This is a genomic window from Pseudomonas sp. PGPPP1, assembly GCF_002255865.1.
In the GTDB taxonomy this organism is placed as follows: Bacteria; Pseudomonadota; Gammaproteobacteria; order Pseudomonadales; family Pseudomonadaceae; genus Aquipseudomonas; species Aquipseudomonas cremoris.
The window spans coordinates 174,310-196,329 of sequence record NZ_NKIG01000002.1 but is presented as its reverse complement, the minus strand read 5'-3'; the positions used below and the strand labels follow the sequence as shown (position 1 = coordinate 196,329).

The following is a 22,020-nucleotide window of genomic DNA, read 5'->3' as shown; positions in this document are numbered from 1 at the left end:
AGGCAATTTAATGGCCCCTTTGTAACAAAATCCTCGCCAGAATCGCTTTTATTTTCAGGTGGTTAGGTGGGGATGCAAATGCGCAATGTTGGAATCATGCTGATCGCCTGCTCCCTGGCTGGCGGCGCGGCTGCCGTGCAGGCACGGGAGCTGCGCGAGGGTGACAAGTACATGTGCAGCTGGGGCGCGGGCACGGCGGCCAGGGCCCAGGAACTCAAGCTGTCGGGCGTGTCGCTGTACGCGGCGCGACAGAAGATCCAGACCATGAAGTTCAACAAATCGTGGATGCGCATGATGGCCATGGGCATCACCGAACAGACCTACGACAGCCGTTCACGGCTTAAGCCCGAAGCGATCCGCCAGGGTTTCTACCAGGATTGCGTGCGCTACAAGGTTGCGCGCAAATAGCCGGAGCGCTTTGCACCGGCCAGTGCAAAATCTGCGTAAGCCTGTCCAACTTCGCGCCAGCGCCACTCGCCATACTGGCGCCAGGTAAACGAAGAGGCACAGGCCATGACTGACTACGTAATCACCCCCGCGCACATTCCATCCATTGCCGTGAAGGGCAGCGATGCACGTTTCCCATTGCGTCGCGTGTTCTGTGTGGGCCGCAACTACAGCGAACACGCCCGGGAAATGGGGCATGACCCGGATCGTGAACCGCCATTCTTCTTTATGAAACCGGCGGACGCAGTCGTACCGGCGCAAGGTGTGATCGCCTACCCGCCACTGACCAGCGACTTGCACCATGAAGTGGAACTGGTAGTGGCCATCGGCAAGGATGGGGTGGATATCAGCCCGGGACAGGCGTTTTCCCACATATGGGGGTATGGCGTCGGTATCGACCTGACGCGCCGCGACCTGCAAGCCCAGGCGAAAAAGCTCTCACGTCCGTGGGAATGGGCCAAGGCGTTTGATGAGTCTGCACCCAGCATTCCGTTGCAACCGGTCAGCGCAGTAGGGCACCCATCCAGCGGGAAAATCTGGCTCAACGTGAACGGCGAGCAGCGCCAGTTGGGCGATCTGGCGGACCAGATCTGGTCGGTCAGCGAAGTGATCAGCCATGCCTCCAAGTCCGTCGCCCTCAAGGCCGGCGACCTGATCTTCACCGGTACGCCAGCGGGCGTCGGTGCGTTGCAGCCGGGTGATGAAGTCACCGCCGGCATCGACGGCATTGGCGAGTTGCGTTTCACCCTCGGCCGGGGTTGAGGCTACAGTGGTGCCCAGGCCACCCGAGAGACCGTTATGCCAGGCACCCGCGTCACCACTTACGGCATGGAACAACGCAGCGACCGCCCCGACTTTTACATCCGCGATAAACGCGGGCGGGCGGCGCTGACCAGTCCCCATCGCCATGAGTACTTCCAGATCCAGATCAACCTCGGCGGCGACACCGTGCAACATATTGGCGGCGCGGTACGCCCGTTTCCGCGCAAGGCCCTGGCGTTTATCCTGCCCCATCGCCTGCATGTGATTCCCCATCCCGAGGATGGTGAGTTCATGCTGATCAATTTCAGCCAGGCGTTTTTCCTGCCGCAACTGACCTGCGATCCGTTGGACCTGGAAGATATTCCCATCGGCCAGGCCCCGGAGTTGTCGCCGTTTCGCTTCCAGGAACAGTTGGATTTCATCCTTGACGACGCGGCCTTCACAGAGGTGCAAACCTGGCTCACCCACATGCGCAGCCTCGACGCTCAGCGGACCTTCGGCGCTCGCGAACGTCTCAAGGGCTACCTGTTCCAATTGATCGGCCTGGTGTGTGAGCAATACGCCGAGCCGTTGCAGGCCTTTGCCGCCAATAACGCCACGCGACGCGGGCGCAAGGATGCCCTGGCGCGGGTGCAGGGTTACATCCGCGAGCATCTGCATGAGCCGAGCCTTAACCTCACCGACACCGCTGCCGCTGCGTTTCTCTCGCCGAACTACCTGACCCACCTGCTGCGCAAGGAAACCGGCAAACCCTTCTCCCAGCTGGTGCTTGACCGCCGCATGCAACTGGCGCGCACCTTGTTGCTCAACAGTACGCAGATGATCGGCGCTATCGCCCACCGTTGCGGCTTCACCGATGAGGCCTACTTTTCTCGGTGCTTCCGCAAGGCTCATGGCCTGGCGCCGGGGCAGTTCCGACGCCAGCAACATGGGGAGACGTTGTAGTCCGGGTTTTTACAAAACCACGACAATCACTGTGTTTCAATTTGCATACAATTGCGCGCTTCATCGCAGATAGAGCAGGGCGCCCCAGGATCATGCACCCCCCAAACGACTCGTCGTCCAACAGCTTTCGCTACTTTGTGGTCGGCGTGCTGTGCGCTGCGGTTTTGCTGGGGATTTATTTTGTGCGGTTCAACGCCCAAGTGGACCGCGAGCGTGAGGAGGCTAACCAGCGCTTGGCACTGTGTAGGCAAGTGGAAAGCGTGGCGCGTTCGGTGCGGTCGAATAACCCGGAAATTCGCAGGGTGTGCGAGGGTTCAAATGATTACAGTGCGGAAAGTGCAAACCAATAACCACTTTTTATTAGTGGAAATAACGGCGATAGTTGCACCAAAAAGTGGCACTTATATTCTCCGCCACCTTAAAAAATATGTGGTTATTGAATGACTTACGACTGTTTTAATCCGACGAAAGGAATGAAATAGTCTTGTTACGGCTTTTTACAATCGTTATTATTGCCGGGCGTTCACCTCCCACGGTTTATGCATTTTTAAATCCCAAGTTTCCATCAGCTACTTGGGATTTTTTTTGCCTGTTATTTGACCTTTGCGTCAAAGTTAGCCCTCGGCATACTCCGCGCGCATCCGCCCATTGCGCTTGGCCAGGTACAGCAATTTGTCGACTTCTTCGACAAACCCCAGGGTTGGGCTATCCGGCAGGACGATTCGGGTACCGACGCCCAAGCTCAGGGTCAACAGGTTCGATACCGGCGAAAAACCGTGTTCGATCTGCTGTTGGCGCACCAGGTGCAGACATCGCTGTGCCACTTGCCTGGCCGATGCCGCGTCAGTCTCCGGGAGCAACCAGACGAATTCTTCGCCGCCGATACGTGCAATGAAATCCCGTGGCCGGTTGGCCGCCTTCGACAGCGTGTTCGCCACTTGGCGTAGGCATTCGTCACCTTTGATGTGGCCGTAGTGGTCGTTGTACTGCTTGAAAAAGTCGATATCGAGGATGATCAGCGATAACGGTAACTGGCTACGCTGGGCGCTTGCCCATTCTCGTTCCAGCACGGTGTCGAACATGCGCCGGTTGGCGATGCCGGTGAGGCCGTCCTGGTAGGAATATTCTTCAAGTTGCTTTTGCAAACGCACCAGGTGCTCCTCGGTCTTCTTGCGTTCGCTGATATCGAACATGAATCCGATCAGTGCCTCGACTTCGCCGTCCTTGCGCACCACATGCACCACATCGCGGATCCACACGTAGTCGCCATTCACCGTCAATGCGCGATAGTCTGCCTCGTGATCCACTCCGGCACGGGATTGGGACACGCAGAAATTCACCACGTATTCACGGTCATCCGGGTGCATGCGTTCGACCCAGTCGTCCACACTGATCCAGCTTTGTGGCGTCCAGCCCAGCAGCATCTCGATTTGCGGGCCGATATAGCTGAAGGTCATGGTTTGCCAATCGATGCGCCAGGGGATGGCCTTGGTCGATTCCAGCAAGGTCTTGTACACGTCGCTGTCGGGCTGGCTCGGAGGTTCGATGCTCATGGGCGATGCTCACGGAGTGGCCAAAAGCCAGAGCGTCTTGTGATCTGAGCCAGGAGTCAAGTCTTCCCCCAGCGGACAGACAAGAGGTTGCCCAAAGGCTTTTTTGGCGCCAGTGTTTCGGCGGTTTTGGGGCAAAATGAGGCGTGATTGGCACTTTTGAACGATTGGCTAGATTGCCCCTGAAACCTGATCTACTCTGCTTGCATCACAACGACTGGGTGGAGCCCGGGGGAGGGTGCGGAGCATGATTTCAATCGCCGAATTCAGTCGCATCATGGCTTCGGGTTTTCTGCCATTGGCCTGCGATTGCACGCAGAACATCGATGGTTCGCTGCGCATCAGCATCTTCGAACCGGAATCGGGTCGTGTCGACCTGCTGCTGACCCGTGTGTCTCCCGAGGGTTTGGACAGTATCCGTTCCATCTCAAACCTTATCGGTGAACTGCGTACCGAGATCAAGGCCGGGCGCCGAGGTTTTGCGGCGGTCGGTTAACTGTTGGCCATGTGGGTGGGGGTGTCGTTCGCGCCGTAATAACGCCAGCAGCAATGGCGGTGTTCCGGCAGGATAATGCAGCCGCTGAGGCTGACGATCAGCAGTGCGGCAACCAGCATGGAAAGTCGGCGGTACATGATGTTTCCTCTTGGGTTTACCTGCGTTACACCTTCAACGTAGCCGCACGGGTAAATCCGTCGCGTGGCTTTCAAACATTTCATCAAGTCCTGCCATCCCCTGGGCAATACTGCCCTCGACCACAGCCCTGAAAAAAATCCACGTATTGCGCGACGGATTTTTTCAGCACTCGCCGTTCAACCCATCAGCAACCTGCACTTTCGTTCGTTGCATGAAGGAGTTGCCATGAGACCCCTGGCCAAAATGCGTTTTGCCTTGCTTGCCCCACTGGTCCTTGCCGCGTTTGTGAGTACGCCAAGCTTTGCCGAGACTGAAGTCATCATTCGCCAGGCGCCGCCGGCGGAGCGTGTCGAAGTGATCCCCGCGCAACGTCCCGGTTACGCCTGGGACCGTGGCCACTGGCAGTGGGAGCGTGGTGCCTATGCCTGGGTGCCCGGCCACTGGCAGCCGGTGATGCACAATGCACGTTGGGAGCCTGGCCACTGGGAATCACGCGGTCCCAACTGGTACTGGCGTGAAGGGCATTGGATCCGCTGACACCTGAGACTTAGCCCCCGGACCGAGAATTGCCCGATTGAAAGACACTGATCCGGACGTTGAGCTGCTGGCACGTATCGGTAACAACGAACCCGCAGCCGTCAACGAAATGGTGACGCGCAAACTGCCGCGCCTGCTGGCGCTCGCCAGTCGGATGCTGGGCGATGCCGACGAGGCCAAGGACGTGGCCCAGGAAAGCTTCCTGCGCATCTGGCGCCAGGCGGCCAGTTGGCGCAGCGGCGAGGCACGCTTTGACACCTGGTTGCATCGGGTGGCGCTCAACCTGTGCCATGACCGTCTGCGCCGGCGCAAGGAGCGCCCGTTGGACGACGAGCAGGCGCTGGAGCTGGCAGACAACTCGCCGTCCCCGGAAGAACAGCTGGAAACCGCTGACCGCACTGCACGCATGGCCGCAGCGTTGGCGGCCTTGCCCGAGCGACAGCGCGAAGCCATTGTGCTGCAGTATTACCAGGAGCTGTCGAACATCGACGCCGCGGCCCTGATGAATATCAGCGTCGAGGCACTGGAGAGCCTGCTGTCGCGGGCTCGCCGCCAGTTGCGTAGCCAACTTGCCGACACACCCGGGCTTGCCCGCCCAGGAAGGGGAAAACCATGACACCCGAACGATTTGCTCACTTGGCCGACGCCTACGGCGCCGACTTGCAGCGCTGGCCCGCACAAGAGCAAGGCTCGGCCCGGGCCTTGCTGGACAGCGGCCATCCCAGTGCCCGTGCAGCCATGGACGAGGCCGGCTGGCTCGATACGCAACTCGACAGTTACCAAGTGGTGCTGGCCGACCCCGAATTGGCCCGCCAGATTCGTCAATCGGCCCCGCAACCCAAGTCGTTCTGGGCCCGCTACGCCGGTTGGCTATCGCCCGCCAGCGTGGTGGGCGTGGGCATTGCAGGGATTGTCACCGGCATGCTGGTGGCTTCCATGAGCGTGCCGCTGCCGATGCTGTCAACCGAAGTGCTGCCCAGTGTCTTCGACCAAGGCGACGCGGAAGTCGTCTTCACCGTCAATGCCGAGGAAGCCGAGCAATGACCGTCAGATCCCTTAAACCGTGGTTGCTTGTCTCGGTATTGCTCAACGTGTTTTTGATCGGCGGGGTTGCCGGCGGCCTCTACCACTGGATGGCCAGCGCCAAGCCTGCCGAAGCGGTGGTTAACCAACACGGTTTGCGCCAGGCCATGTTCAAATTGCCGCCGGAGCGGCGCAAGGAACTGCGCCAATTGCTGCGCCATAACAGCGCCGACAGCCAACCGCTGATCATGGCCGGCCGCGAGGCGCGGATGGGGGTGATCAAGCAATTGGAAGCACCGACCCTGGACCGCGAAGTGCTGGTCACCGAATTGGCCAAGGCCCGCGAAGCCGATGTGGCGTTGCGGGCCATGGTGGACTCGACGTTGGCGCAGTTCGCCAGCACCTTGCCCCAGGAAGATCGGCAAAAACTGGTGGATGCGTTGTATTTGCGCGGGCAAGCCAAAGGCAAGGACAAGCTCATGGAGACGGCAGGCAGCAAGCCGCGTTCTTGAGAGATGGTTGGGCATTAATGTTTCGACCGCATAGGCCGAAACAGCGGCTGGGATTTGGCGCAATCTTGCGCCTGGCTGTCCAGCCGCCCATCTGACCTGGGGCGTTTCATGCAAAGGTTGCTGTGCAGTGTGTTGAGCCTGGCGATCATCACATCGTCACTCAGTGGGTGCGCAACCGCGCCGGCCCAGCCTGAGATCGTGGGCCCCGACGTGTATGGCTATACCCTTTACCAGCCGTTGAGCAGTGAACAATTCGAACCGTTGACCAAAACCCGTGGGTTCTATACCGGCGCGCTTGAGCTGTACCTGCAAGCCGCGCCGGATGGTGGAGTACTGGGGCTGTATGTCGGTGGCAAGCACTGGCTGGATACGGTGAGCAAGACCAGCAAACTGTACGTCACCCAGCCAGAATGCGAAGCCGCCTGGCAGGCCGAAGAGGGGCAGCTCAAGGCGTTGCTTGACGGATTCAATGCGCGCCAGACTCAGCCTCCTCGGCTAGGAGATTATTACGCGGTGCAGACGGTGGATGCCTGTAAGCCATTCAAGGGGCAGGGGTATCGGTACACGGCGTGGACGACCCTGCACGCGTTCGATCTGGACCCGCGGCAACGGTACCCGTACAAGACCGAGGTCCACACCTCACGTGCCCTGGATATTGCAGTGATGGTGGTGGCGGTTCCGTTGGTAGTGGCAGTCGTGATCCTGACGGGAGGCCAGGGTATGTCCGACTGTACGTATACCGGGACGGTGGAAGAGGGCAAGCAGCAGTGCGACAAGAAGCTCGAGGCGCAACGTGAGCAGAAGCGTCAAAAGGAACTTGAGCGAGACACGCTTGAAGCGGGCTACCACTAGCAGCAGTGCGGGTGAGTGTCCTTACTCACAGCCGACGCAGAAACGATTTGACGATATGCCGAGTAGCATCGGTGGTGTCCAGTTGATCCACCGCGCCATAAGCCTGCCACTGGCAATCGACGATCTCGTTTCGCGGTCGCGCATCCGCGATGTTCACCACCGAGGCTTCAAACACATGGTGAACGGTGTCGCGGGCCTTCAGTTCCTGCAAATACAGCAAGCCGTCCACGTTCAGCCCGGTTTCTTCTTCCAGCTCCCGCTCGGCGGCGCCCACCGGCCGCTCGTCACGTTCGACCTTGCCGCCTGGCAACGCCCATTTTGATCTGGCCTTGCGCACGAAGAGGATATGCCCCTCGTGTTCGCAAATGACCGTAGCCCGAATTTTCATCGTCTGTGCCCTGCAGTTGGATGAATGTCATAAAAGTGTAATGCAATTGTCATGCTAAGTGTTTGTGGCACAGGGATGTGGGTATGTGGATACTGCCCGATTGATGAAAACGGACGAGGAAAATCGATGACGACCGTACGTTGGGGCATGATTGGCTGTGGCAGTGTCACTGAATTGAAGAGTGGACCCGCTTTCTACAAAGCGCCAGGTTCGGCCCTGGTGGCCGTGATGGGGCGCCGTGAGGAAGCGGTGCGCGATTATGCGGCACGCCACGGTATTGCCCGGTTCTACACCGACGCCCAGGCACTGATCGACGACCCCGAGGTGGACGCGGTATACATCGCCACGCCGCCCGACAGCCACCTAGAATACAGCCTGATGGTGGCGGTGGCCGGCAAGCATTGCTGCGTCGAGAAACCCATGTCGCTCAACGCTGAGCAAAGCGCGTTGATGCAGCGCACCTTCGAGCGTGCCGGTTTGCACCTGTTCGTCTCCTATTACCGGCGTTCCCTGCCACGCTTTCAGCAAGTGCGTGAGTGGCTGCGGGATGGGCGCATCGGCGAGCTGCGCCAACTGACCTGGACCCTGTGCAAGCCTGCAGGCGCTGATGACGCCAGCGCCGCCAACTGGCGTACCGACCCGGCCATTGCTGGCGGTGGATACTTTGCCGACCTGGCCAGCCACGGCTTCGACCTGTTCCAGTACCTGGCCGGGGATATTGTCGAAGTCACCGGCTTTACCGCGCGCCAGGCCGGACGCTATGCCGCAGAAGACGCAGTGACAGCGTGCTGGACCTTCACCTCCGGTGCGCTGGGCATGGGCTGCTGGAACTTTGTCGCGGATCGTCGCGAGGACCACGTGGAGTTGATCGGCAGTCGTGGGCGCATCCAGTTCTCGGTCTTCGACGACCAACCCATACGCCTTGAAGGCGAGTCCAACGAGGTAGTGGAGGTGCCTTGCCACGCGCACATCCAGTGGCACCATGTGTTGGCGATGAACGCCCATATCCGTGGCGAGGCCGAGCATCCATCGTTGGCGATCGAGGCGCTAAAGACCGATCGAATCCTGGACAAGGTGCTACAACGTAACCCCAATGTTCCGGGTTAGACGCGATAGGGTTTTTCTTTTTCAAGGAATACACGGATGAAATACTGGATGGCGTTGTGGCTGGTACTGGCCACGAATGCAATGGCGGCTCCGCGCGCTCAAGGAACACCGGGAGAGTTTGATTTTTATGTGTTGTCGCTGTCGTGGTCACCGACCTTTTGCCTGACGCACCCGAACAACGAGCAGTGTTCGGGCAAGGGCTATGGGTTTGTGCTGCATGGCTTGTGGCCGCAATACGCACGGGGCGGATGGCCGGCTTCATGCTCACCTCAGTCGCAGCTTAATCGCGAAGAAATGGACAAGGGCGCAGCGTTGTTCCCCACGCGCTCGCTGCTCAAGCACGAGTGGGCCAAGCATGGCACCTGCAGCGGGCTAGAGCCCTTGGCGTATCTGGAGAAGACTGACGCGGCGCTGGGCGTAGTGACGATTCCGCAGCAACTGCAGCCGTTCAATACCCCGCCGTCTTTGCAGGCCCGTGAGATTGAAGCGCTGTTTCGCGAGAGCAACCCGCGCATGGGCAACCACGGGCTGGCGGTAATCTGCAAAGGCAAGGTGCTCTCGGAAGTACGGGTGTGCCTGACCAAGGACCTGGCGTTCGCCGGCTGCCCGCGCAGTGTGAAAACCCAGTGCCGCGATGGCGACATACGGATTCCAGCACAGCGCTAAGGCAACATCGCCACGCGAAAGCGCTCGTCAAAATCTTCGGCCAATTGCGCCAGGGTGACCTTGCCCAGGCGCTTCAACAACAGCGCTTGGGCTTGTTCGAAGGCATCAGTGAGCGCCGCGTTCACCGCCTGCTCTACCAGGCATTCCGGATGGTCGGTGGACAGGCCGATGGCAAATATCGACGGCGTGCCCAAGGCGTTGTGAATATCCAGCAGGGTGATCTCACTCAGGGGTTTGCCCAGGCTCCAGCCGCCTTGATGGCCCTTTTCCGAGCGCACGTAACCTTTCTCCTTGAGCAGCCCAAGTGTGCGTCGTACCACCACCGGGTTGGTGCCCAGCATCTGCGCGATGGTCTCGGACGTGGCGCGCTCTTCGTGGCGGCCCATGTGGATCAGCACATGCAGCATGCGCGACAGGCGAGTGTCGTTTCTCATCAAAAAACCTCAAGTCGATTCGGTCGAAAGTATCGTTCGTAACCTAAGAAGTTGCGAGACTCTTGACGCGGTATTTTTACGTAACTTATGGTGTGTCGTGAAAGCGCGCGGATAACCGCGTGCACCTGATTCGGGGTCACTGTCATGATGCATGACGTCATAATCGTGGGCGGCAGCTATGCCGGCCTGTCTGCGGGCCTGCAATTGGCACGGGCACGGCGCAAGGTACTGGTGATTGATGCGGGGCAGCGCCGCAACCGCTTTGCGGCCACTTCCCACGGCTTTCTCGGCCAGGACGGCCAGGCACCGGAGGTCATCGCCGCCGAAGGCCGCAGCCAGTTGATGGAATACCCCAGTGTCACCTGGGTGCTGGACAACGTCGTGGAGGCGAGTGGGCAACTGGACGGTTTTAGTGTGCGCACCCAATGCAACGGGGTGTTCAAGGGCCGTCGCCTGATCCTTGCCACCGGCGTGGTGGACGAATTGCCCGCCATCGAAGGCCTGCAAGAGCGCTGGGGCACGCGGGTGTTTCATTGCCCTTACTGCCACGGCTACGAGTTGGACAGGGGCCGCATCGGCGTACTGGCCACATCACCCTTGGCGATGCATCACGCCTTGATGCTGCCGGATTGGGGCACCACCACCTTGTTTACCAACGGTGTATTCACGCCGGATGCGCAACAACAGGCGCTGTTGGATCGGCGTGGCGTGAGTGTGCAAAACGGTGCTGTTCGGCGCCTCAGCGGTGAGCGTGTCGATCTGGAGTTGAAAGACGGCAGGGTGTTCAACCTTGATGGCGTGTTCACGATGTCACGCACCCGCATCAGCCCGCTGGCAGCACAGTTGGAGTGCGAGTTGTCAGAGGGGCCGAGTGGCCCTTACGTACACACAAATGAAACCCGCCAGACCTCGGTGCCTGGCGTGTTTGCCTGTGGTGACACGTCCCTCGCTGCGGGCTCGGTAGCGCTGGCCGTGGGCGAGGGCGTGCGCGCCGGTACCGGCACGCACTTTTCGTTGATCAACGGTTGAGGTACACCGGGCTGTCGCTGGACAGCGATGCCTTCACTCCGTGGGACGTGTCGCTGACCAATACTTCTTCACGGTCCTCGCTCAGCGCTTGCAGGGTGAGGGCAACCACTTCCTGCGGCGTGCTCTTCGGCGCTTCTACATCGGCAACCATGTCGGTGTCGATGTAGGCCGGGTGCACGCCGATGACCAGGGTGCCTTGTTCGCGTAGCTCACCGCGCAGGCCGTTGGTAAGGCCCCACTGGGCGGACTTGGACGTGCTGTAGCCACCGGCGCCCGGAGGGCTCAGCCAACTCAGCACCGACAGCACATTGATCAACGCACCGCCGCCTTGTTTGGCCAGGATCGGTGCAAAGGCGCGGCTGACCCGCAGCGTGCCGAAGGTGTTCACGTCCAAGTGCTGTTGCAGGTTCTCGACGCTGTCCTCAGCCAGCAACGAGCCGTACTTGAGGAAGCCGGCGTTGTTGATCACCACACTGACATCACTGGCTTGCTCGGCGGCACGCTGCACGCTGGCGGGGTCGGTGATGTCCAGGGCAATCGGCGTACTGCCGGGAATGTTCACACTGCTTGGGTTTCTTGCGCCGGCATAAACCTTGGCGGCGCCGCCTTCCAGCAGCGCGGTGACAAATGCTTTGCCCAGGCCGCGATTGGCGCCGGTGACCAGTACCACTTTTCCACGAATATCCATGATGAGATCCACGCTGTGAATTTAGGTTTAATAATGAAACCGTTTTTATCCTGAGCGTATCGGTCCTATAATGCAACTGAATTTTTCTGGAGGCCCGACCGTGAAACGCAAATGTATGGAAGGAAATGTCTGCCCCGTCGCCCGCGCCCTGGATGTGGTGGGGGACTGGTGGACGCTGCTGATCATTCGCGATGCCTTTGCCGGCGTGACGCGCTTCGGTGATTTCCAGAAGCACCTGGGCGTGGCGAAAAACATCCTCGCCACTCGCCTCAAGGACATGGTCGAACAAGGCTTGCTGCAAACCAGTGAAGTTGGCGCACGCAGCGAGTACCAACTGACTGACAAGGGGCGCGCGTTGATGCCCGTGCTGGTGACCCTGGCGCAGTGGGGCGAGGCGTTCACCGAGCCGGATGAGGTGGGCGCCCGTGTGCTGGATGCCCGCTTGCTCAAGCCGCTGCGCAAGGTGCAGATTCAGGCCGAGGACGGTCGGGTGTTGCAGGTCGAAGACATCGTCACCCAAGCGCCGGCGGTCTGAATCAGCGCAGCTACTTGCTGTCGAGGAACCCTAGCACTGCTGCGTTGAACAACGCAGGGTCCTGCAGGAACGCGAAGTGGCTGGTGTTCGGCAGAATCAGCAGGCCGGCGCCGGGGATGGTCGCCGCGATGTACTCGGTATGTTCGCGCTTGATCGCTTCGTCATGGTCGCCGTCGGCAATCAGAATCGGCGTCTTGATGCTCGCCAGTTGCGCGTCTGTCCAATTCGGTTGGCTGGCCCACATATGACTGATCTGCTCGACAAACGCGTCGTACTCTTTTGGCGTCGGCGACAGCTTGCCGTACTCCTTGCCCGCGCGTTCGATAAAGGCGGCGAACGTGGGGTTCTTCTCGACGCCGTCCTTCACCCCGGCGGTCTGGGTATTGGCGGCGAACGCGAACACTTTGCCGATGCGGTCAGGGTGACGCAGGGCCAGGTCGATACCGATGATTGCGCCGTCACTCCAGCCGACGATATCGGCGCGGGGAATCTTCAGGCTGTCGAGCACGGCCACCACATCGTCGGCCATCAGGTCGTAGCCGAAGGGTTTTTCGTCCCGGGAACTGCGCCCGTGGCCACGGCTGTCGAGGCTGATCACCGTGTGCTTGGCCGACAGCGCCTTGACCTGGCTGCCCCAGTAATCGGAGTTGGACAACCCGCCATGCAACAGCACCACGGGCGAGCCATGGCCGGTGCGGGTGTAGTAGACCTTGATGCCCTTGACCGCGGCATAGCCGGTTTTGGCACCGGCCACCGGGGCGGGTGTCGGCGGCAGGGTTTCCCAGCGTTCAGCGGCTTGGGCCGCAGAGAAAGACAGCAACAGGCAGGCAGCAACCAGCAAGCGACGTGACATGGCGATTCCTTTTTGCAGTGAGAGGTCGGCGTTGAACTCTAGCACTGGGCCTGAAGCGGTTTGCGGCCAAGGGTGATTTTGTTCAATACCGTTTTGGACGGGCCTTATACCGTTAGGCCTTCTTCACGCGTCATCAAAAGGAATCGTAATGAGCTTGATCATTTCCATGGCCGCTTTCGCGTTGGCCACGTCGATTACCCCGGGACCGGTTAATGTAGTGGCGCTCAGCACGGGAGCGCGCTTTGGCTTTGTTGCCAGCCAGAAGCACGTGTTCGGCGCTGCCGCCGGCTTTACGTTGCTGCTGGTGTTGATTGGCCTGGGGCTGCATGAAGTGCTGGCGCGCTGGCCGATCTTGACGCAGGTGATCCAATGGGGCGGGGTCGCTTTCCTGCTGTACATGGCCTGGAAACTGGCGGTAGACGATGGACGTCTGGACGCCGATGGCAGCGCAACCGCGCCGTCGATGCTGTACGGCGCAATCATGCAGTGGCTCAACCCCAAGGCCTGGTTGGCGTGCGTGGCGGGTATGGGATTGTTTGTGGCCGATGGGGATACGCGGCAGGTTTGGCTGTTTGCCAGCCTCTACCTGGTGATCTGCTACCTGTCCGTGGCCTGCTGGGCCTATGCCGGGACTTTTTTGCGGCGCTACCTGAGTAATCCCCAGGGGATGCGCCTGTTCAACCGCTCAATGGCTGCGTTGCTGGTGGCCAGTGTGGGTTATTTGCTGATGGCTTGAGCCGGTCGCGGTATTGCCCCGGCGTCGCGGCAAAATGCTGTTTGAAGGCACGCTGGAAATGCGCCTGGTCGGAGAAGCCAGCGGCCAGGGCCACATCGGCAATCAGACCGCCCTGACGCAGTTGGGCGCGCGCAAACTGGATGCGCTGGTTCACCAGGAAGGCATGGGGTGTCAGCCCGTAATACAGCTTGAATGCACGGATCAGGTAAGACGGCGACAGCTCGGCTGCCAGGCAGATGTCTTCAAGTTTCAGCGCCTGGGTGCAGTGCGTGCGGATGTACTCGGCAGCCCGCTCCAGCTTGTGGTTGACCTCGCGCAGCGGCGCGTCGCACGGGTTGAGGCGCTGTTGCACATCACTGAAGTAGCTCACCAGCGCACTTTGTTTTTGCAAGTGCTCGGCCTGCGCATCCACCAGTGTTCGGTACAACGCCAGCAGGCCGCTGTACAGCACCGGGTCGCGGGTGTGCGGGGTGGTGAACGGTCGAAAGCCCTGATCGCTGCTGAACCCCAATTGGTGCTGCAGATCGGTCAGCCAGGGCGTGTCGATGTACAGCATCTGGTACGACCAAGGCTCATTGCGGATGGGATTGCAGGCGTGTACGTCGCCGGGGTTCATCAGCACCACCGTACCGGCGCTGATCTCGAAGGTCTCTGCGCCGTAGTGGTAATAGCTGCGCCCGGTGGTGACCGCGCCGATGGAAAAGTGCTCATGGGCATGCCGGGTGTAGGTGACCTTGCGCCCGTCGGCAATCGCACGCGCCTCAATAAACGGCAAGCGCTCGTCGCGCCAGAAGCGCGGCGAGTGCAAGGGGTGAGCGCGGGTTTCCAGCGACATGGTGGAGCCTCCATCCCGGGAGAGAGAGCGGATCATTGCACACTGGCCGCGTTGTGTCAGGCCGGCACCAGGAAGGCCGCTTCCAGCAGTTGCCGGGTATAGGCATGCTGCGGATCAGCAAAAATCGCCCGGGCATCGCCTTGCTCTACCACCTGCCCATGCTTGACCACCATCAACTGGTGACTCAGCGCCTTCACCACCGCCAAATCATGGCTGATAAACAGGTAGGTCAAGTTGTACTTGGCCTGCAAGCTACGCAGCAATTCCACAACCTGGCGCTGCACCGTACGGTCGAGTGCCGAGGTGGGTTCGTCGAGCAGGATCAGCCTCGGCTTGAGCACCAAGGCACGGGCGATGGCGATGCGTTGCCGCTGACCACCGGAAAACTCATGGGGGTAGCGGTGCCGGGAATCCGGGTCCAGGCCCACTTCCTTGAGCGCCGCGATAATCGCGGTTTCCTGCTCGGCGGGTGTGCCCATCTTGTGAATGCGCAGGCCTTCACCCACGATCTCGCTGACGCACATGCGCGGGCTCAGGCTGCCGAACGGGTCCTGGAACACCACCTGCATTTCCCGGCGCAGCGGACGCACCTGCTGCTGGGTGAGTGTGTCCAGTTGCTGGCCTTCGAAGCGAATGCCGCCCTTGCTGGCGATCAGCCGCAAAATCGCCAGGCCCAGGGTGGATTTGCCCGAACCGCTTTCGCCAACAATCCCCAAGGTTTGCCCTTGCGGCAGGCTGAAGTTGATGCCGTCCACCGCCTTGACGTAATCGACGGTATTGCGCAAAAAGCCCTTCTTGATCGGGAACCACACCTTCAAGTCATCGACTTCCAGCAGCGGTGGGCCAACTTCATTGCCGGCTGGCCCGCCGCTAGGCTCCGCCGCCAGCAGCTCTTGGGTGTACGGATGCTGCGGCGACTGGAACAACGTCTCGCAATCGGCCTGCTCGACGATGCAACCTTTTTGCATCACACACACGCGATGGGCGATGCGGCGCACCAGGTTCAAGTCATGGCTGATCAACAGCAACGCCATGCCCAGGCGTGCCTGCAACTCCTTGAGCAGTTCCAGGATCTTCAATTGCACCGTCACGTCGAGGGCCGTGGTCGGCTCGTCTGCGATCAACAGTTCCGGCTCGTTGGCCAGGGCCATGGCAATCATCACCCGTTGGCGTTGCCCGCCGGACAGCTCATGGGGCAGGGCCTTGAGGCGTTTGTGCGGTTCGGGGATGCCCACCAGTTCCAACAGTTCCAGGGTGCGCTGGGTGGCGACCTTGCCTTGCAGCCCCTTGTGCAGGCCGAGCACTTCGTTGATCTGCTTCTCGATGGAGTGCAGCGGGTTCAACGAGGTCATTGGCTCCTGGAAGATCATCGCAATGCGGTTGCCGCGAATGTGGCGGATGGTTTTTTCTTTTAGCGTGAGCAGGTCTTGCCCGGCGTAGTTGATGGTCCCGGAGGGGTGCCGCGCCAGCGGGTACGGCAGCAGGCGCAGGATCGAGTGGGCGGTCACCGATTTTCCGGAGCCGCTTTCGCCCACCAGTGCCAGGGTTTCGCCGCGCTTGATATCGAAGCTGACGTTGTTCACCACGCGGTGCGAGTGGTCACCGGTGACAAACTCGACACTGAGGTCGCGGACTTCGATCAGATTGTCCTGATTCATCTCATTTCCTCGGGTCGAAGGCATCGCGAGCGGACTCGCCGATAAACACCAGCAAACTCAGCATGATCGCCAACACCGCAAAGGCACTCATGCCCAGCCACGGCGCTTGCAGGTTGGATTTGCCCTGGGCCACCAGTTCGCCCAGCGACGGCGAGCCCGCCGGCAAACCGAAGCCAAGGAAGTCCAGGGCGGTCAGGGTGCCGATGGCGCCGGTGAGGATGAACGGCATGAAGGTCATGGTCGAGACCATCGCATTGGGCAGGATATGCCGGAACATGATCGCGCCGTTCTGCATGCCCAATGCTCGGGCAGCCCGCACATATTCGAGGTTGCGCCCGCGCAGGAACTCGGCGCGCACCACGTCCACCAGGCTCATCCAGGAGAACAGCAACATGATGCCCAGTAGCCACCAGAAGTTGGGCTGCACGAAACTGGCAAGAATGATCAGCAGGTACAGCACCGGCAACCCGGACCAGATCTCCAGGAATCGCTGCCCGGCCAGGTCGACCCAGCCGCCATAGAACCCCTGCAAGGCGCCAGCGATCACGCCTATGATCGAGCTGAGCACCGTGAGCGTCAGGGCGAACAGCACCGACACTCGGAAGCCGTAGATCACCCGGGCCAGCACATCGCGGCCCTGGTCATCGGTGCCCAGCAGGTTGACGCTGGAAGGCGGCGCGGGGGCCGGTACCTTGAGGTCGTAGTTGATGCTCTGGTAGCTGAACGGAATCGGCGCCCACAACGTCCAGGCGTCCTTGGCCTCGAGCAATTCCTGGATATACGGGCTCTTGTAGTTGGCCTCCAGCGGGAACTCACCGCCAAAGGTGGTCTCCGGGTAGCGCTTGAGCGCCGGGAAATACCAGTCGCCATCGAAGTGCACCGCCAGCGGCTTGTCGTTTGCGATCAGTTCGGCGCCCAGGCTCAGCACAAACAGGACCAGGAACAACCACAGCGACCACCAGCCACGCTTGTTCGCCTTGAACCGCTCGAACCGGCGGCGATTGAGGGGGGATAGATTCATCTCAATGCTCCCGGCTGGCGAAGTCGATACGCGGATCGACCAGGGTGTAGGTGAGGTCGCCGATCAGTTTTACGATCAGCCCCAGCAGGGTGAAGATAAACAGCGTACCGAACACCACCGGGTAGTCACGGTTGATTGCCGCTTCAAAGCTCATCAGGCCCAGGCCGTCGAGGGAGAAGATCACCTCCACCAGCAAGGATCCGGTAAAGAAGATGCCGATGAAGGCCGACGGGAAACCGGCGATCACCAGCAGCATCGCATTGCGGAACACATGCCCGTAGAGCACGCGGTGGTTGGTCAGGCCCTTGGCCTTGGCGGTGACCACATACTGTTTGTTGATCTCGTCGAGAAAGCTGTTCTTGGTGAGCAAGGTCATGGTGGCGAAGTTGCCGATCACCAGGGCGGTGATCGGCAGGGCCAGGTGCCAGAAGTAATCGAGGATCTTGCCGCCCCAACTCAGTTCGTCGAAGTTGTTGGACGTGAGCCCGCGCAAGGGGAACCAGTCGAAGTAACTGCCACCGGCAAACACCACGATCAGCAGGATTGCGAACAGGAACGCCGGGATCGCGTAGCCGACGATGATCGCCGAACTGGTCCACACGTCGAAGTGGCTGCCGTGCCGTGTGGCCTTGGCGATCCCCAGCGGGATCGACACCAGGTACATGATCAGCGTGCTCCATAACCCGAGCGAGATGGACACCGGCATCTTTTCCTTGATCAGGTCGATGACCTTGGCGTCACGGAAGAAACTGTCGCCAAAGTCCAGGCGGGCGTAGTTCTTGACCATGATCCACAAGCGTTCCGGCGCCGACTTGTCGAAGCCGTACATCTTCTCGATTTCCTTGATCAGCGCCGGGTCGAGGCCCTGGGCACCCCGGTAGCTGGAACCGGCCACTGCAACTTCGGCACCGCCGCCGGCAATGCGGCTGGTAGCGCCGTCAAAGCCTTCGAGCTTGGCGATCATCTGTTCCACCGGCCCTCCGGGGGCGGCCTGGATGATGATGAAGTTGATCAGCAAGATCCCGAACAGCGTCGGAATGATTAGCAACAGGCGGCGAAAGATATAGGCCAGCATTTAATCGCCTCCGCTCGCCGGATCGGCGCTCGTCTGGGGGGGAGTCGGCGGCTGCACATTCGGCTTGCTCCACCAGGTAGAGATGCCGACGTCGTACAGCGGCGAAACCTTTGGATGACCGAGGTTGTTCCAATAAGCCACGCGGAAGGTCTTGATGTGCCAGTTGGGGATCACGTAGTAGCCAAACTGCAGCACACGGTCCAGGGACTTGGCGTGGGCGATCAGGCTGGCGCGGGTGTCCGAATCGATCAACTGCTCCACCAACTGGTCGACAGCCGGGTCTTTGAGGCCCATGTAGTTGCGGCTGCCAGGCTTGTCGGCGCTGGTGGACTTCCAGAATTCGCGCTGTTCGTTACCCGGAGACGACGATTGCGGGAAGCTGCCCACCACCATGTCGAAGTCCCGTGAGCGCAGGCGGTTGATAAATTGGGACACGTCGACCCGGCGAATCACCAGGTCAATTCCCAAGTCCGCCAGGTTGCGCTTGAACGGCAGCAGGATGCGTTCGAACTCGGTCTGGGCCAGCAGGAACTCGATTTTCACCGGTTTGCCGGTGGTGTCGACCATCTTGTCGTCGACGATTTTCCAGCCAGCTTCCTGCAGCAATTGATATGCCTCGCGCTGCTGCGCACGGATCATGCCGCTGCCGTCCGTCTTGGCCGGTTCGAAGGCTTCGGTGAACACCTGCGGTGGGATTTTATCGCGCAGCGGCTCCAGGATCGCCAGTTCTTCCGGGCCAGGCAGGCCGGTGGCGGCCATGTCGGAGTTTTCGAAGTAACTGCGGGTGCGGGTGTAGGCGCCGTTGAACAGTTGCTTGTTGCTCCATTCAAAATCCAGCAGCAGGCTGATCGCCTTGCGTACGCGCACGTCTTCGAACATCGGCTTGCGCACGTTGAACACGAAACCCTGCATCCCCGTGGGGTTGCCATTCGGGATCTCTTCCTTGATCAGGCGCCCTTCGGCCACGGCGGGAACGTTGTAGGCATTTGCCCAGTTCTTCGCACTGAATTCGGCCCAGTAATCGAATTGCCCGGCCTTGAGGGCCTCCAGCGCCACCGTCGCGTCGCGGTAGTAATCGGTGATGCGCTGGTCGAAGTTGTACAGGCCCTTGTTGATCGGCAAGTCCTTGCCCCAATAGTCCTTGACCCGCTCGTAACGCACCGAACGCCCGGCCTTGACCTCGGCCACCTGGTAGGGACCGCTGCCCAGCGGGAACTCCAGGTTGCCCTTGTTGAAGTCGCGGGTGGCCCACCAGTGTTTTGGCAGGACCGGCAGTTGGCCGAGGATCAGCGGTAGTTCGCGGTTGTTGGTGCGCTTGAACTTGAACAGCACGCGCAACGGGTCTTCGGCGATCACTTCGTCAACATCGGCGTAATAAGTGCGGTAGAGCGGGGTGCCGTCCTTGATCAGGGTCTGGAAGCTGAACACCACGTCGTCGGCACGTATGGGGTGGCCATCGTGGAAGCGGGCTTCAGGACGCAGGTAGAAACGCACCCAGCTGTTATCCGGGGCCTTTTCGATCTTGCCGGCCACCAGGCCATATTCGGTGAAGGGTTCGTCGAGGCTCTGGGTGGCGAGGGTATCGTAGATCAGGTTGATGTTGTCGGCGGGCACGCCCTTGCTGATAAACGGGTTGAAGCTGTCAAAACCGCTCAGGCTGGACTCGCGGAAGGTGCCGCCCTTGGGCGCGTCGGGGTTCACGTAGTCGGTGTGCTTGAAGTCGGCCGGGTACTTGGGAGGTTCGTTGTACAACGTTAAGGCATGTTGTGGAGCGGCGTGGGCCACGTTGCATAGAAGCAGGCTGGCGAGCAGTGCGTTGCGCAAATGCATCATTGGGCTTTCTCCGAAGCTTTCAGCCACCATGCGCTCAAGCCCAGGCTATAGGGCGGCGTGGTAACAAAGGCGAACCGGTTGCGGTACGCCAGGCGATGATAGTTGAGGTACCAGTTGGGAATACTGTAGTGCTGCCACAGCAGCACTCGATCCAAGGCACGCCCGGCGGCCAATTGCTCGTCGCGGGTTTGTGCTGCCAGCAGTTGTTCCAGCAGGTGATCGACGATGGGGTTGGCGATGCCTGCATAGTTTTTGCTGCCCTTGATTGCCGCCTGGCTGGAGTGGAAGTACTGCCACTGCTCAAGGCCGGGGCTCAAGGTTTGGTTGAGGGTCATCAGGATCATGTCGAAGTCGAACTGATCCAGGCGTTGCTTGTACTGGGCGCGATCTACCGTGCGCAGGCGCGCGTCGATGCCGATACTGATCAGGTTCTCTACATAGGGCTGCAGGATGCGCTCCAGGTTCGGATTGACCAGCAGGATCTCAAAGCGCAGCGGCTGACCATCACTGTTGAGCAGGCGCTGGCCCGACAGTTTCCAGCCGGCTTCGCCTAACAAGGCCAGCGCACGACGCATGGTGTCGCGTGGTATGCCGCGACCATCGGTCTGGGGCAGGCTGAACGCTTGGGTAAACAGGTTGATCGGCAACTGTTCTCGGTAGGGCGAGAGCATCAGCCATTCGTGGCCCACCGGCACGCCGGTCGCGGCGAACTCACTGTTGGGGTAGTAGCTCAAGGTGCGTTTGTAGGCGCTGCTGAACAGGGTGCGGTTGGTCCATTCAAAGTCGAACATCAACCCCAGGGCTTCGCGCACCTTGGTCTGGCTAAAGGTCGGCCGCCGGGTGTTCATGAACAGGCCCTGGCTTTGGGTCGGGATCTGGTGGGCGATCTGCGCCTTGATCACGTCGCCACGGTTGACCGCGGGAAAGTTGTAGCCCGTCGCCCAGTTCTTGGCCTGGTGCTCGATGTAGATGTCGAACTCGCCTGCCTTGAAGGCTTCGAAGGCCACGTCACTGTCGCGGTAGAACTCCACTTCGACTTTGTCGTAGTTGTAGAAACCCTGGTTGACGGGCAGGTCCTTGCCCCAGTAGTCCTTTACCCGTTCGAACACCAATTGCCGTCCAGGCGTGACCTTGCTGATGCGGTATGGGCCACTGCCTAGCGGGGGTTCGAAGGTGGTGGCCTTGAAATCGCGGTTCTTCCAGTAATGCTGGGGCAGAACCGGCAACTCGCCCAGGCGCAGGATCAGCAGCGGGTTGCCGGCACGCTTGAACACAAAACGTATACGGTGGGGGTTGAGGATGTCGACCCGCGCCACTTCTTGCAGGTTAGTGCGGTACTGCGGGTGGCCTTCAGTCAGCAGGGTGCGATAGGAAAACGCCACGTCAGAGGCGGTGATGGGGTGGCCATCGTGAAAGCGCGCTTCGGGGCGCAGGTTGAACACCACCCAACTGCGGTCTTCGCTGTATTCCACCGACTGGGCGATCAGCCCGTAGCTGGAGGTGGGCTCATCACCGGACGGCGCGTACTGCCCGGTACCGACCATCAATGGCTCATTCAGCTCATTGACGCCGTATTGCAGGAAGTTGGCCGTGGAAACCGGGCTTGAGCCCTTGAAGGTATAGGGGTTGAGCGTATCGAACGTGCCAAATGCCATGACCCGCAAGGTCCCGCCTTTCGGCGCTGCAGGGTTTACCCAATCGAAGTGGGTGAATTTGGCCGGGTACTTGAGCCTGCCGAACTGCGTGTAACCGTGGCTCTCGGTAATCGTCGCGTTCGCAGCAAAGCTCAAGGCCAGACTTATTAGTAGAAGGAGGGGACGCTTCAAGTCAGAGATCCGATCCAGGCGGCTTGGGCTTTATGATCGGTACAGTAACAGCTTGTTCCGGTTGGAAAAAGGCT

27 protein-coding genes are annotated in these 22,020 nt (G+C 60.3%); 15 read left to right on the top strand and 12 right to left on the bottom strand.

The features are described from left to right. Nucleotides 1-78: 78 nt before the first annotated feature. The 4 genes from CFE47_RS05505 to CFE47_RS05490 all read left to right on the top strand — a co-directional run bounded on the left by CFE47_RS05505 (nt 79) and on the right by CFE47_RS05490 (nt 2,504). Nucleotides 79-408 (top strand): hypothetical protein, encoded by a 330-nt coding sequence (locus CFE47_RS05505; RefSeq protein ID WP_105698119.1) that lies wholly within the window; start codon nt 79-81, stop codon nt 406-408. A 105-nt stretch (nt 409-513) separates the two neighbouring features. Beyond that, on the top strand, nt 514-1,209 hold the full coding sequence (locus tag CFE47_RS05500) for a fumarylacetoacetate hydrolase family protein (protein WP_286835843.1): 696 nt from the start codon (nt 514-516) through the stop codon (nt 1,207-1,209). Between the two features lie 36 nt (nt 1,210-1,245). Then, complete coding sequence (locus tag CFE47_RS05495; RefSeq protein WP_286835842.1) at nt 1,246-2,154, top strand: helix-turn-helix transcriptional regulator; 909 nt, start codon at nt 1,246-1,248, stop codon at nt 2,152-2,154. 92 nt (nt 2,155-2,246) lie between these two features. Beyond that, nucleotides 2,247-2,504: a hypothetical protein gene (locus tag CFE47_RS05490; protein ID WP_185708963.1), complete on the top strand. Its 258-nt coding sequence runs from the start codon at nt 2,247-2,249 to the stop codon at nt 2,502-2,504. 264 nt (nt 2,505-2,768) lie between these two features. On the opposite strand, the gene CFE47_RS05485 is transcribed toward CFE47_RS05490, so the two are convergent. Then, nucleotides 2,769-3,707, bottom strand: a complete 939-nt coding sequence (locus CFE47_RS05485) for a sensor domain-containing diguanylate cyclase (protein WP_286835841.1) — start codon at nt 3,705-3,707, stop codon at nt 2,769-2,771. 244 nt (nt 3,708-3,951) lie between these two features. Here CFE47_RS05485 and CFE47_RS05480 point away from each other — a divergent pair, with 244 nt between their 5' ends. Beyond that, nucleotides 3,952-4,200, top strand: a complete 249-nt coding sequence (locus CFE47_RS05480) for a DUF1652 domain-containing protein (RefSeq protein ID WP_286835840.1) — start codon at nt 3,952-3,954, stop codon at nt 4,198-4,200. Here CFE47_RS05480 and CFE47_RS05475 read toward each other — a convergent pair. Beyond that, nucleotides 4,197-4,337, bottom strand: coding sequence for a hypothetical protein (locus tag CFE47_RS05475; RefSeq protein ID WP_185708966.1), 141 nt, complete (start codon nt 4,335-4,337; stop codon nt 4,197-4,199). The genes CFE47_RS05480 and CFE47_RS05475 overlap by 4 nt on opposite strands. A gap of 226 nt (nt 4,338-4,563) precedes the next feature. Here CFE47_RS05475 and CFE47_RS05470 point away from each other — a divergent pair, with 226 nt between their 5' ends. The 5 genes from CFE47_RS05470 (at nt 4,564) to CFE47_RS05450 (ending at nt 7,262) form a co-directional block, all read left to right on the top strand. Beyond that, nucleotides 4,564-4,875, top strand: a complete 312-nt coding sequence (locus CFE47_RS05470; protein ID WP_185708967.1) for a YXWGXW repeat-containing protein — start codon at nt 4,564-4,566, stop codon at nt 4,873-4,875. Nucleotides 4,876-4,912: 37 nt separating this feature from the next. Further along, a complete protein-coding gene (locus CFE47_RS05465) occupies nt 4,913-5,491 on the top strand; it encodes an RNA polymerase sigma factor (protein WP_286835839.1) in 579 nt (192 codons plus the stop codon). Beyond that, nucleotides 5,488-5,919 (top strand): hypothetical protein, encoded by a 432-nt coding sequence (locus CFE47_RS05460; RefSeq protein ID WP_286835838.1) that lies wholly within the window; start codon nt 5,488-5,490, stop codon nt 5,917-5,919. Before CFE47_RS05465 ends, CFE47_RS05460 begins: the two co-directional genes overlap by 4 nt. Next, a complete protein-coding gene (locus CFE47_RS05455; protein WP_286835837.1) occupies nt 5,916-6,410 on the top strand; it encodes a periplasmic heavy metal sensor in 495 nt (164 codons plus the stop codon). Before CFE47_RS05460 ends, CFE47_RS05455 begins: the two co-directional genes overlap by 4 nt. A gap of 108 nt (nt 6,411-6,518) precedes the next feature. Further along, a complete protein-coding gene (locus CFE47_RS05450; RefSeq protein WP_286835836.1) occupies nt 6,519-7,262 on the top strand; it encodes a hypothetical protein in 744 nt (247 codons plus the stop codon). Between the two features lie 25 nt (nt 7,263-7,287). Here the strand turns inward: CFE47_RS05450 and CFE47_RS05445 are convergent, their stop codons facing one another. Next, the gene (locus CFE47_RS05445) at nt 7,288-7,650 is read right to left on the bottom strand and encodes an NUDIX hydrolase (protein ID WP_286835835.1); all 363 of its coding nucleotides are present in this window, start codon (nt 7,648-7,650) and stop codon (nt 7,288-7,290) included. A 126-nt stretch (nt 7,651-7,776) separates the two neighbouring features. Between CFE47_RS05445 and CFE47_RS05440 the strand changes: the two genes are divergently transcribed. Then, nucleotides 7,777-8,757, top strand: a complete 981-nt coding sequence (locus tag CFE47_RS05440) for a Gfo/Idh/MocA family protein (RefSeq protein ID WP_286835834.1) — start codon at nt 7,777-7,779, stop codon at nt 8,755-8,757. A 36-nt stretch (nt 8,758-8,793) separates the two neighbouring features. Continuing rightward, entirely contained in the window at nt 8,794-9,423 is a 630-nt protein-coding gene (locus tag CFE47_RS05435; protein WP_286835833.1) for a ribonuclease T2 family protein, read from the top strand. Here the strand turns inward: CFE47_RS05435 and CFE47_RS05430 are convergent. Continuing rightward, nucleotides 9,420-9,857, bottom strand: coding sequence for an Rrf2 family transcriptional regulator (locus tag CFE47_RS05430; RefSeq protein WP_286835832.1), 438 nt, complete (start codon nt 9,855-9,857; stop codon nt 9,420-9,422). The genes CFE47_RS05435 and CFE47_RS05430 overlap by 4 nt on opposite strands. A gap of 144 nt (nt 9,858-10,001) precedes the next feature. Here CFE47_RS05430 and CFE47_RS05425 point away from each other — a divergent pair, with 144 nt between their 5' ends. Further along, nucleotides 10,002-10,886 carry an NAD(P)/FAD-dependent oxidoreductase gene (locus tag CFE47_RS05425; RefSeq protein ID WP_286835831.1) on the top strand — a complete coding sequence of 295 codons (885 nt, stop codon included), beginning with the start codon at nt 10,002-10,004 and terminating at the stop codon, nt 10,884-10,886. Here the strand turns inward: CFE47_RS05425 and CFE47_RS05420 are convergent. Next, a complete protein-coding gene (locus CFE47_RS05420; RefSeq protein WP_286835830.1) occupies nt 10,876-11,574 on the bottom strand; it encodes an SDR family oxidoreductase in 699 nt (232 codons plus the stop codon). The two genes, CFE47_RS05425 and CFE47_RS05420, sit on opposite strands and share 11 nt — an antisense overlap. A 100-nt stretch (nt 11,575-11,674) precedes the next feature. Here CFE47_RS05420 and CFE47_RS05415 point away from each other — a divergent pair, with 100 nt between their 5' ends. Next, nucleotides 11,675-12,109, top strand: coding sequence for a winged helix-turn-helix transcriptional regulator (locus CFE47_RS05415; RefSeq protein WP_286835829.1), 435 nt, complete (start codon nt 11,675-11,677; stop codon nt 12,107-12,109). A gap of 10 nt (nt 12,110-12,119) precedes the next feature. Here CFE47_RS05415 and CFE47_RS05410 read toward each other — a convergent pair whose 3' ends face one another. After that, the gene (locus tag CFE47_RS05410; protein WP_286835828.1) at nt 12,120-12,962 is read right to left on the bottom strand and encodes an alpha/beta fold hydrolase; all 843 of its coding nucleotides are present in this window, start codon (nt 12,960-12,962) and stop codon (nt 12,120-12,122) included. A gap of 148 nt (nt 12,963-13,110) precedes the next feature. Here CFE47_RS05410 and CFE47_RS05405 point away from each other — a divergent pair, with 148 nt between their 5' ends. Further along, nucleotides 13,111-13,698, top strand: a complete 588-nt coding sequence (locus CFE47_RS05405; protein ID WP_185708979.1) for a LysE family translocator — start codon at nt 13,111-13,113, stop codon at nt 13,696-13,698. Here CFE47_RS05405 and CFE47_RS05400 read toward each other — a convergent pair. From CFE47_RS05400 to CFE47_RS05375, 6 genes are read right to left on the bottom strand one after another with little or no spacing between them, the layout of a single operon-like run. After that, nucleotides 13,640-14,533 (bottom strand): AraC family transcriptional regulator, encoded by an 894-nt coding sequence (locus tag CFE47_RS05400; RefSeq protein ID WP_286835827.1) that lies wholly within the window; start codon nt 14,531-14,533, stop codon nt 13,640-13,642. The two genes, CFE47_RS05405 and CFE47_RS05400, sit on opposite strands and share 59 nt — an antisense overlap. 56 nt (nt 14,534-14,589) lie before the next feature. Continuing rightward, nucleotides 14,590-16,191 (bottom strand): ABC transporter ATP-binding protein, encoded by a 1,602-nt coding sequence (locus CFE47_RS05395; RefSeq protein WP_286835826.1) that lies wholly within the window; start codon nt 16,189-16,191, stop codon nt 14,590-14,592. Nucleotide 16,192: 1 nt separating this feature from the next. Continuing rightward, the gene (locus tag CFE47_RS05390; RefSeq protein ID WP_286835825.1) at nt 16,193-17,212 is read right to left on the bottom strand and encodes an ABC transporter permease; all 1,020 of its coding nucleotides are present in this window, start codon (nt 17,210-17,212) and stop codon (nt 16,193-16,195) included. Nucleotide 17,213: 1 nt separating this feature from the next. Beyond that, nucleotides 17,214-18,287, bottom strand: coding sequence for a microcin C ABC transporter permease YejB (locus tag CFE47_RS05385; protein ID WP_017738566.1), 1,074 nt, complete (start codon nt 18,285-18,287; stop codon nt 17,214-17,216). Next, on the bottom strand, nt 18,288-20,120 hold the full coding sequence (locus tag CFE47_RS05380) for an extracellular solute-binding protein (protein WP_185708983.1): 1,833 nt from the start codon (nt 20,118-20,120) through the stop codon (nt 18,288-18,290). After that, entirely contained in the window at nt 20,117-21,946 is a 1,830-nt protein-coding gene (locus CFE47_RS05375) for an extracellular solute-binding protein (RefSeq protein WP_286835824.1), read from the bottom strand. The genes CFE47_RS05380 and CFE47_RS05375 overlap by 4 nt, the downstream gene beginning before the upstream one ends. Nucleotides 21,947-22,020 lie beyond the last annotated feature (74 nt).

Bases quoted from the DNA above. Each gene is read 5' to 3' on its own strand.
- CFE47_RS05475 (WP_185708966.1), bottom strand. From the start codon at position 4,337: ATGTACCGCCGACTTTCCATGCTGGTTGCCGCACTGCTGATCGTCAGC.
- CFE47_RS05495 (WP_286835842.1), top strand. From the start codon at position 1,246: ATGCCAGGCACCCGCGTCACCACTTACGGCATGGAACAACGCAGCGAC.
- CFE47_RS05395 (WP_286835826.1), bottom strand. From the start codon at position 16,191: ATGAATCAGGACAATCTGATCGAAGTCCGCGACCTCAGTGTCGAGTTT.
- CFE47_RS05380 (WP_185708983.1), bottom strand. From the start codon at position 20,120: ATGATGCATTTGCGCAACGCACTGCTCGCCAGCCTGCTTCTATGCAAC.
- CFE47_RS05455 (WP_286835837.1), top strand. From the start codon at position 5,916: ATGACCGTCAGATCCCTTAAACCGTGGTTGCTTGTCTCGGTATTGCTC.
- CFE47_RS05485 (WP_286835841.1), bottom strand. From the start codon at position 3,707: ATGAGCATCGAACCTCCGAGCCAGCCCGACAGCGACGTGTACAAGACC.
- CFE47_RS05425 (WP_286835831.1), top strand. From the start codon at position 10,002: ATGATGCATGACGTCATAATCGTGGGCGGCAGCTATGCCGGCCTGTCT.
- CFE47_RS05445 (WP_286835835.1), bottom strand. From the start codon at position 7,650: ATGAAAATTCGGGCTACGGTCATTTGCGAACACGAGGGGCATATCCTC.
- CFE47_RS05450 (WP_286835836.1), top strand. From the start codon at position 6,519: ATGCAAAGGTTGCTGTGCAGTGTGTTGAGCCTGGCGATCATCACATCG.
- CFE47_RS05400 (WP_286835827.1), bottom strand. From the start codon at position 14,533: ATGTCGCTGGAAACCCGCGCTCACCCCTTGCACTCGCCGCGCTTCTGG.
- CFE47_RS05490 (WP_185708963.1), top strand. From the start codon at position 2,247: ATGCACCCCCCAAACGACTCGTCGTCCAACAGCTTTCGCTACTTTGTG.
- CFE47_RS05410 (WP_286835828.1), bottom strand. From the start codon at position 12,962: ATGTCACGTCGCTTGCTGGTTGCTGCCTGCCTGTTGCTGTCTTTCTCT.
- CFE47_RS05385 (WP_017738566.1), bottom strand. From the start codon at position 18,287: ATGCTGGCCTATATCTTTCGCCGCCTGTTGCTAATCATTCCGACGCTG.
- CFE47_RS05480 (WP_286835840.1), top strand. From the start codon at position 3,952: ATGATTTCAATCGCCGAATTCAGTCGCATCATGGCTTCGGGTTTTCTG.
- CFE47_RS05405 (WP_185708979.1), top strand. From the start codon at position 13,111: ATGAGCTTGATCATTTCCATGGCCGCTTTCGCGTTGGCCACGTCGATT.
- CFE47_RS05500 (WP_286835843.1), top strand. From the start codon at position 514: ATGACTGACTACGTAATCACCCCCGCGCACATTCCATCCATTGCCGTG.
- CFE47_RS05430 (WP_286835832.1), bottom strand. From the start codon at position 9,857: ATGAGAAACGACACTCGCCTGTCGCGCATGCTGCATGTGCTGATCCAC.
- CFE47_RS05470 (WP_185708967.1), top strand. From the start codon at position 4,564: ATGAGACCCCTGGCCAAAATGCGTTTTGCCTTGCTTGCCCCACTGGTC.
- CFE47_RS05460 (WP_286835838.1), top strand. From the start codon at position 5,488: ATGACACCCGAACGATTTGCTCACTTGGCCGACGCCTACGGCGCCGAC.
- CFE47_RS05435 (WP_286835833.1), top strand. From the start codon at position 8,794: ATGAAATACTGGATGGCGTTGTGGCTGGTACTGGCCACGAATGCAATG.
- CFE47_RS05505 (WP_105698119.1), top strand. From the start codon at position 79: ATGCGCAATGTTGGAATCATGCTGATCGCCTGCTCCCTGGCTGGCGGC.
- CFE47_RS05390 (WP_286835825.1), bottom strand. From the start codon at position 17,212: ATGAATCTATCCCCCCTCAATCGCCGCCGGTTCGAGCGGTTCAAGGCG.
- CFE47_RS05420 (WP_286835830.1), bottom strand. From the start codon at position 11,574: ATGGATATTCGTGGAAAAGTGGTACTGGTCACCGGCGCCAATCGCGGC.
- CFE47_RS05440 (WP_286835834.1), top strand. From the start codon at position 7,777: ATGACGACCGTACGTTGGGGCATGATTGGCTGTGGCAGTGTCACTGAA.